Origin of the sequence: Peribacillus sp. Bi96, from assembly GCF_918698115.1 — a bacterium.
Lineage (GTDB): Bacteria > Bacillota > Bacilli > Bacillales > DSM-1321 > Peribacillus.
In genome coordinates this window covers 56,788-72,186 of the sequence record NZ_CAKKLV010000008.1, presented here as the reverse complement: position 1 = coordinate 72,186, position 15,399 = coordinate 56,788, and the positions used below count along the sequence as shown (strand labels likewise).

The following is a 15,399-nucleotide window of genomic DNA, read 5'->3' as shown; positions in this document are numbered from 1 at the left end:
ATTTTCACTCCCTATCAAGCGGACCATTCGTTTTATTGCTTAATCCATAAACTTCCCTCATCCCACTGAATGGAACCAGTTCGATTTCCTTGGCATCCCCCGGCTCAAAACGGACGGCTGTACCAGCAGGAATGTTCAACCTTTTCCCAAAAGCATCCTCACGAGTAAATTCCAAACCGAGGTTCACTTCATAAAAGTGAAAATGTGAGCCAACCTGTATCGGACGGTCTCCCCTGTTGATAACGGTTATGACCGTTGAAATCTTACCTTCGTTACATACGATTGGTTCTTTTTTCAAAATATATTCACCTGGTATCATGGCCTCGCCCCCCCCCTCACTGAATCGGATCGTGAACAGTCACAAGCTTTGTACCGTCCGGAAACGTCGCCTCGACTTGAATATCATGGATAATCTCAGGGATACCTTCCATTACATCTTCACTTGAAAGAATCGTCCTTCCAAATTGCATCAATTCCGAAACTGATTTACCATCCCTTGCCCCTTCCACAATTTCATAGGTAATCAAGGCAATGGATTCCGGATAGTTTAATTTCAAGCCGCGATCTTTTCGCCTTCTTGCCAAATCTGCCGCCACTACAATCATTAACTTTTCCTGTTCCCTTGCTGTTAAACGCATGCCCTCTCTCCTTTTAACAATCTAAACCACCTAATATTCCAGGTACCCCCCACTAAGTCCAGATGCATCTCACACAGATTTAATTACGGTTATTATAATTCGCCTCTATATGCTCATTATATTTACATAACTACGTAAGATTACATAACATCACTTTAATTATAATGAATTATCTGACAATTACAACCCTTAAAATAAACTTAATTGTCCCTCTTTTGAAAAGGCTTAAATTTGATAATATTGAAACGCCCTTGCTATAATTCCAGGAGATACTTTTTTTAAATAATAGATTGAAAGGGGAATGTATAATGAATTATGTAAAAAATCAGCTGACAGTCATGCGCCGAAGTCTTTTAAGAGAAATCGAGGGAGTCAATCCTGAGTTTATGGATGTGCAGCCTGAAGGTTTTAATAATACGATCCACTGGCATCTTGGACATGTTCTGACTGCAGCGGAAAAATTTTTATTGAACTCCAACAGTAATTTGCCTGCTAATTACAGCCAGCTATTCGGATATGGTTCAAAACCAGCCAAATGGACCGGGGATGTACCTTCCGTAGAAGTATTAAAGCAACAGTTGCAAGAACAGCTTGTTCGACTTCTTGAAATTCCAGAAGAGAGCTTGACGGAAAAAGTAGCACAACCTTTCCAAGGAATGGAAACAGTGGGGGAATTCATTAATTTCGCAGTCCTGCACGAAACGAATCATATTGGACAAATTCACGCAATGAAACTTTTCATTCAATCTACTAACTGATAAAGCCACAAGCTGCCGCTCATTTTGCATCCTAAATGAGTGGCAGTTTTTTATTAATAAGGACCGGATTTAAAAGGAGAAGTTACTGATGTGAATTCCTCATAGAAGTGCTTTTCACATTTAGAGGCAACTTATTCGAATGGATGGCACCTTGCTTTTACCGGGGAAAGTTCTAACTTGACCATCCTCAAATTCACCAGTCAAATACACTGTTTTATTCCCTCCAGGCACTAGCCATGTGAGATTGTGCGTTCACACAAAAGTTTCATGCTTTTTCACGTGTATTTGGAGCGTTTATTCGTGAGTTTCATGCTTTTACTCGTGAATTCGGAGCGATTACTCGTGAGTTTCATGCTTTTACTCGTGAATTTGGAGCGTTTACTCGTGAATTTCATGCTTTTACTCGTGAATTTGGAGCGTTTACTCGTGAGTTTCATGCTTTTACTCGTGAATTTGGAGCGTTTACTCGTGAGTTTCATGCTTTTACTCGTGAGTTTGGAGCGTTTACTCGTGAGTTCCATGCTTTTACTCGTGAATTCGGAGCAAATACTCGTGAATTTGTGCTTTACCCATGAGTTTTGAGCATTCCCTATGTGCTCCGCCCCATAAACTAACAGGAGCCCCCGCTTCTAAAGCGAGGGCTTTCTTTTGTTCCTTCTCCAAGAAAACGAACCTTCAAGTCATCTGGTCATGGTTATCCATGTAGTCGCTATACGCTTTTTCGGCAGCGGCTTCGGAAGTGAACAAAGCATCATCATCTTCAATCGTATGGAATGTATCGTTCAGGAACAACGCGACTGCATTGGGATTTTTGGGATGTGGGACAATCTCCGCGGCCCTTATATTCGAAACGGTTGGAACATGTGGGTTGTTATAAATCACAAACACCTCGTCACCGACTTGTACCTCTTTTGCATTGATTACACCCATTTGGAATTCTTCCTTTCCTTTACTAAATTTTCTTTAGTTTATGGAAAGGTGGTTAGAATTATTTATGGAAAATTACTAGTCCAAGGGAATCGGAATTATGCAAAAGAGACTCCTTCTATATGAAGGAGTCTCATCATTCACTTAAGCATATTCATCTTCTGCAAAAAATCGATAGGATGCTGTTTCCGGAAAAATTCCCTCAGCATGTAAGCAACACCATCTTGATCATTGGAGCGCGTCACCCATTTTGCCACTCGCCTTACTTCTTCATCCGCGTTCCCCATGGCCACACCGAGACCAGAACCAGCTATCATTTCCATATCATCCAATCCATCTCCAATCGAGACGATCTCCGTTCTTTTCACCTCTAAGTGGTCGGCTAAATACAATACACCACTCCATTTTGAAACTCCCTTTGGAACAACTGTCATCTTATGGCCTGGATGTAAGATCGCGTCTACCTCCGGGAACATTTCCTTTATTAACTTCGACATATCATTTTGGTCACTTTGTTCTGAAAATATTATATCTATTTTCGTCGGTGCCATCGGTTGGTCAATAAGCTCTTCACTGATATCATCCACATAATTTTGAGCATAAATATTTTGATCATTCAAATACATCACCGTTTTGCCAAGTAAATTCTCCGGAAGGTTCACTCGATTGCCAAGCGAGTATTTTTCATGAATGAGCAAAATTTGGCACGTTGTCTTTTCTAGCATTTGCACGAGCTCCGCAGTCAGTTCTTCTGATATTCTTTTTACCATTATGGGTTTTTCAATGGAAGCTCCGACAAATGCTCCTTGCTGGGCGACGATCATTGGATTTATTTTTAAGGCTTTGGCCACTTTTTTTGCGGAGTGATAGTTCCTTGACGTCACAAGTGCAACATGGACACCTTTTTGGTGCACATAATCGATTGCTTCTTTAGTCGATTTATTTAATCGGCCATTCGACTGGAGCAATGTCCCGTCGATATTGACCGCAAGTAGACGATATACCATGCTGATCTCCCCCATCTGTAATATCCTCTTTAAAATTTATGACTAAAATTTAGAGAGTAGAACAAATAGTAGTTCACGACCCTTGCATACGATGCTTTTCGGACAGAAAAAAACTCCCAACCATATAGAGGCAGGGAGTCTTCAACAGCTTATTGCTGTTGCTCAGGCAAGCCGTATAAATCTTCAAGCGGCTTCATGATAATTTTATTAAGATCTGCGATGACCATACTCATCCGTTGTTCAGCTTCCATCAATTGTGAAATGGTTGGGTTTTGTTGGACAAGCTGTACCGTCTTTTGTGCTTGCTCAACCTCTTCAGGTGCAATCTCCTGTCCCATCATTTGCTTTTGCTGCAATGCCATCTGCAGATTACGGAAGTTTTCAAACATTCCTTTTGTTGCTTCATCAGAATTGACAAGATCATATAAACGATTCAAGTCAGCATATTCATTACTTGCCCGAATCGCCTTTTCCATTTCATACGCTGCATCATATACGTTACTCATTTATTTCCCCTCCCGGTAATCATTGTATTCCTACACCTTTTCCACTATAACAAATCCGATTGCGAATTACACGTCATCCTAATAAAACAGTTGAAATAATCCGATATTCCCACCAAGCAACGCCCCTAGGTATGGAATTTTCGACAATTCGTTTAAAGAACGACTCCTTGTAATCTCCGTTTTGCTTGTAGAAGAATGCTTCAATCCTAATTACTCAAGCACTTGAGCTGTACTTTTTTCCATGGACAACGCTTTCTTTACTTCTGCCTGAACGAAAATTTTCATATTCTGTATAGAGCATCATTTACGACTTTATGTTGAATGACCTCTTTGCGTGATTAAATGATCAACGACCAACTTGCCTAACCGATTATGCTACCTTATTCTGTTACTTGCTCATCAGCCCTGGTGTTAACGGCACTGCTTCCCAAAAATATAGATGGATTGCTAGCTCAAATCAGCATCTGCAAGGCAATATATGAAGCCTCCCATTAAGCTAACATCCATAAACGGGATCTTTATTCAAAACTCATCCATGAACTTTTTCATTTTATCGCTTGAAATAAAGGGCTTAATGACACCTTCTAATTAAAAAAACATAGAATGTGATATCCACTTTTGCCCATCATTTTATTATTAAAGGACTTCAAACTTAGTGCAAACGGGGAATTAATATGAACCTTAACCATCAGAAAGTTTTCATAACGGTAAATCCTGCGGTGACTAGAAAGAAGGCGCTACTGTTTATCGAAGAAAAACTATTTGAGGAATGGGGCCTTCAATTTGGAGAACCCGTTACGATCCAGGCTGGATGCCGTTCCGTTCCTGTTCTTGTCCAACCATTCCCTTCATCCCAGCCGACACTGAAACTTTCTTATGATATGAATCAAATGTTGTCCCTGCCTGCTTTTTCGGATCCAATCTCCGTCTCATTTCATGCGGAAAGAAGGTCAATTACAATTGGTCCTTTCTTGGCGACACTTATGAACCAGCCCGCCTTGCAAGACGGGACATTAGGCGAGATGGAGAAATTTTATCAGGAAATGAATTCGTACTGTATTCAACAGGGGATCCCCTTCTATTTAGTTAAATTACAGCCTCTTGAAGAAGGAGTAGTAGAGGGATATTTGTCAGAGCAAAATGGTTGGCAACCGCTAACACTTCCCATTCCAGATGTACTTTATAATCGGATACATTCACGCAAACTTGAAGTATCACATTCATTCGAGCTGTTTAAAACTGAACTCGAGGCACGGTCGATACCAATGTTCAACGGAAGGTTCCTTTCCAAATATGATGTACATGAACTGCTGCTATTAGAAAATGCGTTGCTCCCCAATTTGCCTGATACGATTCTTTTTAACGAGAAGGAACCCTTCTTGACATTTATAGAAAAGCATTCGGTCATCTATTTCAAACCGGCGTCAGGCAGTCAAGGCAGGAATATATACAGATTAACGCAAGTTTCTGGAAAATGGAAAATCGAACACTCTGGAAATATAGAGGATGTGCATTTTGCAGACACGGATGAAAAGTTGTTTACAACCTTAAAAATTTTTTCCAGAAAACAAGCCTACATCCTTCAAAAAGGGATTTCCCTATTCGAAACAGATCAAAGAAAGGTTGATTTCCGCATACTCCTCCATCAGAATGATGAATTTCAATGGAAAGTTTCATCGATGGTTGCCCGGATTGGAGATCCTGGTACCATCGTTTCCAATCTAGCACAAGGGGGTTTAATGAAAAACGGCTCGGATTTTCTAAAGGAAGTTTTTGACCATCAGGAAGCTATCCGTATGTATCAAAAGCTGATAAAGTTGGCTAAAAACACTGCCCAGGCTTTGGTTGAAAACCATGACGATCTATTCGGGGAGTTAGGGATTGATTTAGCTCTAGATTCCGACACCCACCCATGGATCATCGAAGTGAATTCGAAACCATCGAAAAAATTTCAAGGCAACTATGAAACTTTTCGTCCATCAGTAAAATCCATCATAGACTTCATGCTTACCCTTAACCGCGAAAACCATCCATAAAGGAGTTGCTAGCACGTGTTAATTGGATTAATGGTCACGTCGGATACACATGAAAATAACTACTTCACCGAAATAGCCAAAACGGCTAAATCCTTCAATATGAAAGTTTGTAAATTCACACCGGAAAATATTGATATGGAATTAAAGAAAGTGCGTGGCGAGCGTTTTGATGCTGAGAATGAAACGTGGATTCCTACATCTTTTGATTTACCCGATTTTGTATATGACCGCTGTTTCCATGGATTATCGCGCGAGACAACCGAAACGCGGGATAAAATCGATTGGTTAAAAGATCATTCTAATTTCTTGGGGCTCGGCCTTCCTGGAAAGTGGGAAGTTTACCAAATCCTAAAAAAACATCCCCTGCTACAAGCATTTTTTCCAGAGACCTTTCAAGTAACGACATCTGAAGATATTATCGGTCATTTGGAACGCTTGGATAAAGTCATTATCAAACCTGAATTCGGTGCGGGCGGTACAGGAATCTATCTACTTACAAAAACCGAAGAAGGCACTTTGGTATCCATGACGAAGAAAGGCACCAAATACGACCGCCCATTCACCTCTACATCTCAGCTGAACAAATGGCTTCAGCATTTATTAAATCGATACCGTTACCTTTGCCAGCCATATTTGGAACTTCGCAATCAAAAAAACGAACCATTCGATTTGCGGATTTTACTTCAAAAAAACGAAAAAAATCAATGGATGGAACGGGGCCGCGGCATTCGCACGGGACAAAAAGATAGTATAACTTCAAATTTGGCCACTGGCGGGGAAGCCATTTCATTGGATATTTTCAACAAAAATAATCCGGAAGCCATTACGATTGCTGTCGAACAAAAGATCCAGCATATCCTTCGTACACTGCCTGCAGAAACCGAAGCTGTCTCTAAAAGACTATTCGAGTTGGGAATTGATCTAGGCATCGATAAAAAAGGGCAAATATGGATAATGGACATTAACTCGAAACCTGGCAGGAAAATCATTCAGATACTACAGCCGGAGACCATGAAAGATATTCATCGCGCACCTTTACAATATAGCCAGTACTTAGCCGAACATCTTCAGAAAGCAGGTGAATAAAAAGTGAGAAAGACTTATCCTGCAGAAATTGCCGCTAGCCCTGGAAATGTCCTCTTCTACCCTTCAGAACTTGGAGATTTGGCAGAGATTGAATTAATCTATTTCGGACAACATTCATGTCCTGCCACAGTGAAACAAAACCCGGCCATCAATCAATCAATCGTCCTATCGGAAAGTCTCGCGGAATCGCTTAAATTCGATCACACCGATATTCCTCTTCATTTATTCATTTACGGCAAAAGCATCCATATCGGACCGCTGGTCGGAATTTTTTCTTCAGGCTTCACCGGCCTGTCCAACAAACCGCTAGGGGAAAGATCGGATTTTTTCTCAAAGCTCCTTTCCCTGAGCAAAACAACTGGCTGTATCCCCTTTGTTTTCGGAGAGAATGTAATCAATTGGGATGAGGAGACAATCAAGGGATATGTGTTTGAGAACGATAACTGGCAAATTGATGAATTCCCTTTTCCAAATGTCATTTATGACCGTCTTCCCAATCGTTTAACGGAGAACCGGGACGGACCTAAAGAAGTGAAGCAAAAATTCCAAAAAGAATATACCATTCCATGGTACAATCCAGGTTTTTTCAATAAATGGGATGTAAATGAAAGGTTATGTGCGGATGATCGGGCCCTGCCTTATTTACCGGAAACATATCCATTTCAATCCATATCTGTGATAGAAACCCTTCTTTCCCACTACCGCCAAGTTTATATAAAGCCCATTCATGGCAGCTTGGGTCTAGGCATTCACCAAATTCTTTACGATAAGCATGATGATGTTTATTATTGCCGCTATACAAATGAAGCAAAGGAAAATAAATTGCAAAAGTTTTCCACACTTGAATCCATCGTTAAACATATCTTTCATGACCGACCGCTTGAAAATCTTATCGTGCAGCAGGGCATTCCGTTAATACGATCCGAAAAGCGCCCAGTGGATTTCCGCGTTCATACGAACAAGGACAGTAATGGAATATGGCAGGTAACCGCCATCGCCGCTAAAATAGCCGGTACCGGCAGCGTCACGACCCATATTAAAAGCGGCGGGGTCATCAAAACGATTGCTGAACTTTTCGGAGATGACGCTGAAGCAAAAGAAGTCGAGAGAAAGCTCTCGGAAGCCGCACTTGTTTTAAGTGACAGTATTGAAAAGCACATGGACGGAATCATCGCAGAAATTGGATTTGATTTTGGATTGGATAAAAAGGGGCAGGTTTGGATGTTTGAAGCAAATTCGAAACCGGGACGTTCCATATTCTCGCATCCAAAACTCAAGGATTTTGAATTGTTAACACGAAAGCTAAGCCTGGATTACGCCATTTATCTTACGGAACAGACGATTACAAATGCCATCAGTGTGCAGCGATGAATATTTTTTACGATATCCCCTCTGAATCTTGGTACCACACCCAAGAGAATGTAGAACTATTCGCCGGCGCTGCCGCAGAAGAAATCGGCTATAAAAAGGACCATTTGAATCAAACACTATTTCCAATCACGGTATTTCCCGTTGCCAGGATGCTCGTCGTTGGAATATTGACTTCTTTCAATCCCAAAAGGGAATCAGGTTTAGGAGGAAACTTGACCCTTTTTCGGGATTTATCGTTATATTTATTGAAACACGGAATTTTGACCTATGCATTCACAGGAAATGCCCTTCATTCGGAGCCATTGAGAGGATATGTCTTTTCCTCCGAAACAAACAAGTGGATCGAGTGCAAGATGCCGCTCCCTGACATTATCTATAACCGGATCCCATCGAGGCGCTATGAGTCATCCGGTGAATTCGAACGAATCATCAACCACATCAAAGAGCACCGAATGTTTCTATTCAACCCCTGTTTTTTAGATAAATATGTAATGTTTGAAGCATTAAGAGAAGATGAATTCCTTTCCAATCACCTTCCGCCCACGACAGTGCTGCGAAACGGCGAATGCCTCAATGCTTTCCTGGATACCCACAAGCATATATACCTAAAACCTTGCAAAGGAAGCCAAGGGAAGGGCATTTATACCATCATCAAAAATCCTGATGGTACACTTTTGTTCAATAGCTTAAAACATGGTGAATCCTTTCCGGATTTCACTTCATTCTGGGAAACTCAAAAAAGGGATTTATTAAAAAGAAGCTACCTTGCTCAACGGGCGATCATACCAAAAAAACTTCTTGGTCATCGTTACGATTACCGGATTCTCGTCCATTATGAAAAGGGATTTTATAAAGTGACTGGCAAAGCTGTAAGGATGTCACAAACACAGGAAATCACTACCCACACTCCGAGAGGGGGTAAGCTTTTCCCCTATCAAAGCCTGCAATCAAGAAGTTTGGATTTAAACTTGGCGAATATTGCTCAAAAATGCGGAGAGATTCTTTCAAAAAAAATCGGATTTCTTGGAGAGTTTTCCATGGATATAGGCGAAGATGAATCAGGCTTACTCTTCATATACGAAGTGAACTCAAAGCCCATGCAATTCGATGAAGAGGAAATTGAAGCCAACCGGCTTTTACATTTAAAAAATCTTTTCATTGAATTAACTTTTTCCAACCTGACAATAAAATAACACCTCCAGCTGTCGTTTTCCATTATAATTAAATGAGAGACAGCATATATGGAGGTAATACATATGATCACTCATTTTCAATGGGCACCACTGCATAAGAATCTCCCAGGATGGAAAATTTCCTTTTACTTCAACAAGCAGGCAGTCCAAGCTTTGTATCATAAAGATGGATCCATCGAGTGGACAGTAAACAAGCCTTCCGAAACAGATGAAACCAAACTCAAAAGCATGATCCATGACTTAATGGTCTTCCATGTATATGAATGAACCCACCCTTTTACATTCATGAAATCCCTAAACAGAATAAAAAAACCTCCTTTGCCTAAACTAATGAAAAGGCTAGGAGGGATTTATTGTGGATAAAGAAAAAATGACATTTTTGAAGGATACCGAATATGAAGGCAAGAACTCCGCTTTCTTAGACATCGACCGTTACATCAATGAAGGACTGGCTGGTGGAAATGTTTATTCAGCTGCTGACCTTCAAAATATTGAAGAAGCACATGATTTTCATGATGAAACCGATCCCAATGTCAACAACTAACGATGGTGGGTTCTCTTTTGGAGAGCCCACTCCTTTATCTTCATCTCCATATCGAGAAAATCTGCTTGCACTGCATTCCCCCTTCATAAAGTCCTTCTTTTATAAATCATTCAAATTCTTGAATGACAAATAGAAAACATGCAGTCAGACAATTAAACGGATTTCATTCAAATTATCCCATTCTCCCTCGCACTCAAAACATTTTCGTTTAATATCGATGTAATGATATGCTCTGAATCCCATTCATGATCAGATATCTCGATAAGGGGATAGCGATTAGGTAAAACGACTTGCTGTATTTCATGAACGGTCAGTCCTTGATCATGTAAACGCAAAATTTCACCACGTAGGTCTTCCAAATAATCAAGTTTTTTTCGAAACATTTCCTTTCCATCGGGAACATGCCCCGCATGACAGCAAAAAACATCCTTAAAGTCATATTGGAGTAATCTTTTTATGGAATCGATGATGACCGGGACTGACTCTTCCCTTAGGACAAGCTTTGTTTTTGGTGTTACGAAAAGATCTCCTGAAAAGAGCATGCCATTACTGTGATTCAAAAACACCATATGGTCTTTCGCATGACCAGGAGTAAAAATCGGCTCCCACGTTTGGGTACGGGAATGAATGGTCTTCCCTAGCGGCTCAGCTTTAAAGGCATCTCTCTTCCCCCAAAATTTTTTGCGATATTCAGGATATTCAGCATCCCTCGCACAAACATCGACCGACATCGGATGAATGAATATCGGGACCTGCTTATGTTCCTTTATCCAGGCTGCTCCCCCCGTATGGTCCTCATGATAATGTGTAAGGGCCACTAAATCGAAATCGGCAGTCTCATAGAATGGAATAAGTTCCTCCAACAAAATCTGTGCGCCCGTATCAATCAATAGACCATCCGTTACAAAGACATAGACACTCATCCCCGATTTGACCCCACTTGGAGTCCCGTGCACACAAACCACATCATTTACCGTCTTGATCTCTATCATGCATTGCCTCCCCATCATTGTAAAAAATAGTTTATCTTTTTCACATTATTACAATAAATGTATTATCTCTTTACACTTTTGACAAGGAAATAATGGAATTATCCACCTGGAAGTAAAGACATGAAAATGGCATCGTAACCATTTAGACAGGCAAAAAAATTATTCTAAAATTACAGAATCGATTGACAATGGAACAATTAACAAATAATATAGATTATATTAAAAAACTTGAAATATTCCAAAATAATAATTTACTTATCAAGAGTGACGGAGGGATCAGGCCCTGTGATGTCCGGCAACCGCCCCAATTGGGAACGGTGCCACTTCCTGCAGAATGATTGCATTCTGAAAGATAAGACGAGATATAATTTCGCTGCCTCTTTCTGAATGATGGAGACAGTTTTTTTATGTTTAAGGGGGAAGGTTCATGATTGAAATCCGTTCGGTCCGAAAGGAATACATCTCGAAAAAAAACCGAGTTATCGGAGTGGATAACGTATCTTTGACCATTCAAAAAGGGGAAGTGTACGGAATTGTCGGCTACAGTGGAGCCGGAAAAAGCTCATTACTCCGCTGCTTGAATTTGCTTGAACGTCCGACAGGAGGAAATATCATCATTGACGGGATTGACTTAACAACTTTATCAAGCAAAGAGCTCCGTAAACAACGTCAAAAAATCGGAATGATATTTCAACACTTTTCTTTGGTCAGTTCCAAAACCGTTTTTGAAAATGTTGCTTTCGCCTTGAAGGCCGCGCACCAATCGAAGGCTGCCATCAGGTCACGTGTATTGGAACTATTGGAGATCGTAGGGCTCAGTGATAAAAAAGATGCCTATCCGGCCCAGCTTAGCGGTGGCCAGAAGCAACGGGTAGGCATCGCACGCGCCTTAGCAAATGACCCTACTGTACTATTATGTGATGAAGCGACTTCAGCCCTAGATCCTACAACGACTAAAGCGATTTTACAGTTATTAAAAAAGATAAGTCGGGAGCTTGGGATCACCATCGTGCTGATTACACATGAAATGGAAGTGGTCAAAGAACTATGTCACCGAGTAGCCGTCATGCAGGATGGCCGAGTAATAGAAGAGGGTTCCGTTTATGAGATCTTTTCACAGCCTAAAAAGGAGTTAACGAAGCAATTCATTAGCAGTGTACTGGATTTCGAACTTCCCACACATTTGGTTGAAGAGAGTAAAGGGACGATCATCAAAATTCAATTCGAAGGGCAAACAGCCGGTGAATCGATTCTTTCGGATACTCTCCAATCCCATTCAGTAAAGGGTAATATCTTGCACGGTAAAATTGAGTATATTCAGGATATCCCATTTGGGATCTTGATCATTGAATTAATTGGTGAAGCCGAACAAATTCATTCGGCATTGGAATATATAAAGAGTCGTTCCAGCTCTGTGGAGGTGTTAAAACATGTCACTGATTGAATCCATCGTCAATATTTTACCGGATCTTAATAAAGCCTTTATTGAAACGATTTATATGGTCGGGATTTCCCTTGCGATAGCCCTTCTTATCGGTTTACCACTTGGCGTGTTACTGTTTACGACGACCAGGAATTTATTTTTTGAAAATAGCGTCGTGAATCGATCTCTCGGTTTTGCAGTCAATATAGTCCGTTCCATCCCTTTCATCATTCTCTTGGTGGCTCTCCTTCCTTTAACGAATCTGCTAACTGGATCAACGATAGGGCCAAAAGCGGCTTCTGTTTCCCTATCCGTATCCGCGATACCTTTTTTTGCAAGGATCGTTGAATCGGCATTGCGTGAAATAGACAAAGGAGTGATCGAAGCTGCCATTGCCGTGGGTGCCACTCCATGGATGATCATTAAGGATGTACTTCTTCCAGAGGCAAGACCGGGAATCATTCAAGGGCTTACATTAACGACCATTTCACTTATCGGTTACTCAGCAATGGCAGGGACAATCGGCGGAGGGGGAATTGGGGACCTGGCCATCCGGTACGGGTATTACCGTTATGACAACACGGTCATGATCACGACGATCGTCGTGTTGATCTGCCTTGTACAAATCATTCAAATGGTCGGTGACAAAGTTTCATACTTAGTGAACAAACGATAGAATCACTCATTTTTCCAATGATTCAATACATTTCAGGAGGAATTTCATATGAAGAAAATAGCTTCATTATTATCAGTCTGTGCACTCGCTCTTGGCTTGGCAGCTTGCGGAAGCGATGATGCATCACCAAAAACGGAAGACAAAAAAGAATTGAAGATTGGGGCGACTACCGGGCCCTACGCCGACATGGTTAAAGAAGCCATCAAACCAGGTTTGGAAGATCTCGGGTACAAAATAGAAATCGTTGAATTCACCGACTATATCCAGCCGAATAAATCGCTTGGCAACAACTCGATCGATGCCAACCTATTCCAGCATAAAGTGTATATGGATAACTTCGCTAAAGAAAATGATTTAAAGCTTTCTGACCTTATCATAGTTCCTACAGCACCAATGGGTATATACTCTAACAAATATAAATCACTGAAAGAAATTAAAGACGGTGCATCCCTGGCAGTGCCTAATGATCCAGTAAACCTTGCACGTGCATTAAAAGTACTGGTTGATGAAAAGCTGATTGAAGTCGATCCAAATGTCGATCCTTTAAAAATATCTGAAAAAGATGTAACGAAAAATCCAAAAAACATCCAATTCAAACCATTGGAATCCGCTCAATTGCCACGGGCAACAGACAGTGTTGACCTATCTGCGGTACCAGGCAACTTCGCTCTTGCAGCGAAAATGGAACTCCAGGATGCCCTTGTTTTAGAAAATATGCCGGATATGTATCGAAACGTTGTCGCAGTGAATACAAAGGATGTTGACGCTCAATTTGCCAAGGATATAAAATCCGTAGTAGAATCCGACGAATTTGAAAAAGTGATCGATAGCAAATTTGCCGGCTTCGGAAAACCAAATTGGATGAAGTGATCGACCAACCACAATAATCGAGGCCTGTTTCCCTTTTCTGGGAACAGGCCTAAACATTAAGGAGAATAAATATGAATTCCCTACTGGAAGTCCGCAGCGGCCCCGCCTATTATGCCTGCAGGGCAAATGTTCTTGACACGCTGGACGCAAAACTGAGTAAAGGGAACATAGGCAAAGTACTCATTATTCATGGAGAAAAATCATGGAAGGCTGCTCAACCCTTTTTTCCTTCATTAAAAAATATTGAAACCACATTCTTCACATACAGCGGGGAATGCAGTGACTCAGAAATTGAACGCGTCCAGAAGGCCGCTCTTGAATTAGGTGTGGATGCATTAATCGGCATCGGCGGCGGTAAGCTGCTCGACCTCACCAAATCGGCTGGAAACTCGATTCATAAGGATATCATCCTCATTCCAACTCTGGCTTCCACCTGTGCTGCATGGACACCTCTAAGTGTCATATATGATAATGATGGTTCATATGTTCGTTATGACATTCATGAAAGAAGCGCATGGATGTTACTTATCGAGCCAGAAATACTATTGGATTCCCCCATTGCCTATTTACGGGCTGGAATCGGTGATACATTGGCGAAATGGTATGAAGGCAATGCACTCGTGGAAAGACTAGCAACCAAGTCCGTCTGTATTGAATTGGCGCACATAGCCGCAAGGCAATGCCAGGAAATTTTATTGACACATGGCGAGGAAGCCCTAGAAGATTTAAAAAAGGGTAAATGGACAGATGCACTAAAGCATGTGATTGAAACGAATATCGTCACAAGCGGTCTAGTTGGTGGCTTTGGTGACCAGTACCTGCGCATTGCAGGTGCCCACTCCATTCATAATGGAATGACTTCCATCACGCAAACACATCATTTGCTTCACGGGGAAAAAGTGGCATATGGCATTTTAGTCCAGCTATTGTTAGAAGGGAAATTCTCAGAAATCCAACATTTACTGCCATTATACAAGGCACTTAAACTGCCGATGACATTATCTGATATTGGTCTGAAGATTGAAGACAAAGCGGAACTTCAACAAATTGCAGCCATCTCTGTCCAAGAAGGGGAAGGCATTCATCTTCTATTCCCTGATATTAGCCAGGAAAAAGTGACAGCAACCATGGAAAACCTTGAAATCCTTACAAACCATGCAAGCAAATCCATAAACTAAAAAAACGATGGGGTTTTACCCCATCGCCTCAGTTTGTAGACAAAAGAGGTTCCATCAATGTTAAAACAAAGTTGATTGGAGCAGGTGTACGAGACTCCTGCTTAGAATACGCGTCCAAGGGAGAGACCCCGCAGGCGCAAAGGCGCCGAGGGCGGACTGCCCGCGGAAAGCGAGTGCCTGGAGTGGAAATCACA

Annotated in this window: 18 protein-coding genes and 1 riboswitch; of the genes, 12 read left to right on the top strand and 6 right to left on the bottom strand. The window is 41.3% G+C overall.

Annotated elements, in window-relative coordinates:
- Nucleotides 1–4: 4 nt before the first annotated feature.
- Together LQ203_RS12170 and LQ203_RS12165 are read right to left on the bottom strand one after the other, a co-directional pair.
- Nucleotides 5–319, bottom strand: a complete 315-nt coding sequence (locus tag LQ203_RS12170) for an urease subunit beta (RefSeq protein WP_230158465.1) — start codon at nt 317–319, stop codon at nt 5–7.
- 16 nt (nt 320–335) lie between these two features.
- The gene (locus LQ203_RS12165) at nt 336–638 is read right to left on the bottom strand and encodes an urease subunit gamma (protein WP_230158458.1); all 303 of its coding nucleotides are present in this window, start codon (nt 636–638) and stop codon (nt 336–338) included.
- 308 nt (nt 639–946) lie between these two features.
- Between LQ203_RS12165 and LQ203_RS12160 the strand changes: the two genes are divergently transcribed.
- Together LQ203_RS12160 and LQ203_RS12155 are read left to right on the top strand one after the other, a co-directional pair.
- Nucleotides 947–1,396, top strand: a complete 450-nt coding sequence (locus LQ203_RS12160; protein ID WP_230158455.1) for a DinB family protein — start codon at nt 947–949, stop codon at nt 1,394–1,396.
- A gap of 300 nt (nt 1,397–1,696) precedes the next feature.
- Complete coding sequence (locus tag LQ203_RS12155) at nt 1,697–1,978, top strand: hypothetical protein (protein WP_230158453.1); 282 nt, start codon at nt 1,697–1,699, stop codon at nt 1,976–1,978.
- A 93-nt stretch (nt 1,979–2,071) separates the two neighbouring features.
- Here LQ203_RS12155 and LQ203_RS12150 read toward each other — a convergent pair whose 3' ends face one another.
- The 3 genes from LQ203_RS12150 to LQ203_RS12140 all read right to left on the bottom strand — a co-directional run bounded on the left by LQ203_RS12150 (nt 2,072) and on the right by LQ203_RS12140 (nt 3,836).
- Complete coding sequence (locus LQ203_RS12150) at nt 2,072–2,326, bottom strand: transcriptional regulator SplA domain-containing protein (protein ID WP_230158451.1); 255 nt, start codon at nt 2,324–2,326, stop codon at nt 2,072–2,074.
- Nucleotides 2,327–2,463: 137 nt separating this feature from the next.
- Nucleotides 2,464–3,330 carry a Cof-type HAD-IIB family hydrolase gene (locus LQ203_RS12145; protein ID WP_230158449.1) on the bottom strand — a complete coding sequence of 289 codons (867 nt, stop codon included), beginning with the start codon at nt 3,328–3,330 and terminating at the stop codon, nt 2,464–2,466.
- A gap of 149 nt (nt 3,331–3,479) precedes the next feature.
- The gene (locus tag LQ203_RS12140; protein ID WP_230158447.1) at nt 3,480–3,836 is read right to left on the bottom strand and encodes a YlbF family regulator; all 357 of its coding nucleotides are present in this window, start codon (nt 3,834–3,836) and stop codon (nt 3,480–3,482) included.
- Nucleotides 3,837–4,510: 674 nt separating this feature from the next.
- Here LQ203_RS12140 and LQ203_RS12135 point away from each other — a divergent pair.
- The 6 genes from LQ203_RS12135 (at nt 4,511) to LQ203_RS12110 (ending at nt 10,066) form a co-directional block, all read left to right on the top strand.
- On the top strand, nt 4,511–5,872 hold the full coding sequence (locus LQ203_RS12135; RefSeq protein WP_230158445.1) for a YheC/YheD family protein: 1,362 nt from the start codon (nt 4,511–4,513) through the stop codon (nt 5,870–5,872).
- 15 nt (nt 5,873–5,887) lie between these two features.
- The gene (locus LQ203_RS12130; protein ID WP_230158443.1) at nt 5,888–6,958 is read left to right on the top strand and encodes a YheC/YheD family protein; all 1,071 of its coding nucleotides are present in this window, start codon (nt 5,888–5,890) and stop codon (nt 6,956–6,958) included.
- A gap of 3 nt (nt 6,959–6,961) precedes the next feature.
- Nucleotides 6,962–8,329, top strand: coding sequence for a YheC/YheD family protein (locus LQ203_RS12125; protein WP_230158441.1), 1,368 nt, complete (start codon nt 6,962–6,964; stop codon nt 8,327–8,329).
- A complete protein-coding gene (locus tag LQ203_RS12120; protein WP_230158439.1) occupies nt 8,326–9,522 on the top strand; it encodes a YheC/YheD family protein in 1,197 nt (398 codons plus the stop codon). Before LQ203_RS12125 ends, LQ203_RS12120 begins: the two co-directional genes overlap by 4 nt.
- A gap of 63 nt (nt 9,523–9,585) precedes the next feature.
- Complete coding sequence (locus tag LQ203_RS12115) at nt 9,586–9,789, top strand: YheE family protein (RefSeq protein WP_230158437.1); 204 nt, start codon at nt 9,586–9,588, stop codon at nt 9,787–9,789.
- Between the two features lie 88 nt (nt 9,790–9,877).
- Nucleotides 9,878–10,066: a hypothetical protein gene (locus LQ203_RS12110; protein WP_356714367.1), complete on the top strand. Its 189-nt coding sequence runs from the start codon at nt 9,878–9,880 to the stop codon at nt 10,064–10,066.
- A 167-nt stretch (nt 10,067–10,233) separates the two neighbouring features.
- On the opposite strand, the gene LQ203_RS12105 is transcribed toward LQ203_RS12110, so the two are convergent.
- On the bottom strand, nt 10,234–11,058 hold the full coding sequence (locus tag LQ203_RS12105) for an MBL fold metallo-hydrolase (RefSeq protein WP_230158433.1): 825 nt from the start codon (nt 11,056–11,058) through the stop codon (nt 10,234–10,236).
- Between the two features lie 252 nt (nt 11,059–11,310).
- Nucleotides 11,311–11,417, top strand: a riboswitch (SAM riboswitch).
- Nucleotides 11,418–11,485: 68 nt separating this feature from the next.
- On the opposite strand from LQ203_RS12105, the gene LQ203_RS12100 reads away from it, so the two are divergent.
- The 4 genes from LQ203_RS12100 to LQ203_RS12085 all read left to right on the top strand — a co-directional run bounded on the left by LQ203_RS12100 (nt 11,486) and on the right by LQ203_RS12085 (nt 15,205).
- Complete coding sequence (locus tag LQ203_RS12100) at nt 11,486–12,502, top strand: methionine ABC transporter ATP-binding protein (protein WP_230158430.1); 1,017 nt, start codon at nt 11,486–11,488, stop codon at nt 12,500–12,502.
- Nucleotides 12,489–13,157 (top strand): methionine ABC transporter permease, encoded by a 669-nt coding sequence (locus tag LQ203_RS12095; RefSeq protein WP_230158428.1) that lies wholly within the window; start codon nt 12,489–12,491, stop codon nt 13,155–13,157. Before LQ203_RS12100 ends, LQ203_RS12095 begins: the two co-directional genes overlap by 14 nt.
- Before the next feature lie 48 nt (nt 13,158–13,205).
- Complete coding sequence (locus LQ203_RS12090; RefSeq protein WP_230158426.1) at nt 13,206–14,027, top strand: MetQ/NlpA family ABC transporter substrate-binding protein; 822 nt, start codon at nt 13,206–13,208, stop codon at nt 14,025–14,027.
- A gap of 71 nt (nt 14,028–14,098) precedes the next feature.
- Entirely contained in the window at nt 14,099–15,205 is a 1,107-nt protein-coding gene (locus LQ203_RS12085; protein WP_230158424.1) for an iron-containing alcohol dehydrogenase family protein, read from the top strand.
- The last annotated feature ends 194 nt before the right edge of the window (nt 15,206–15,399 follow it).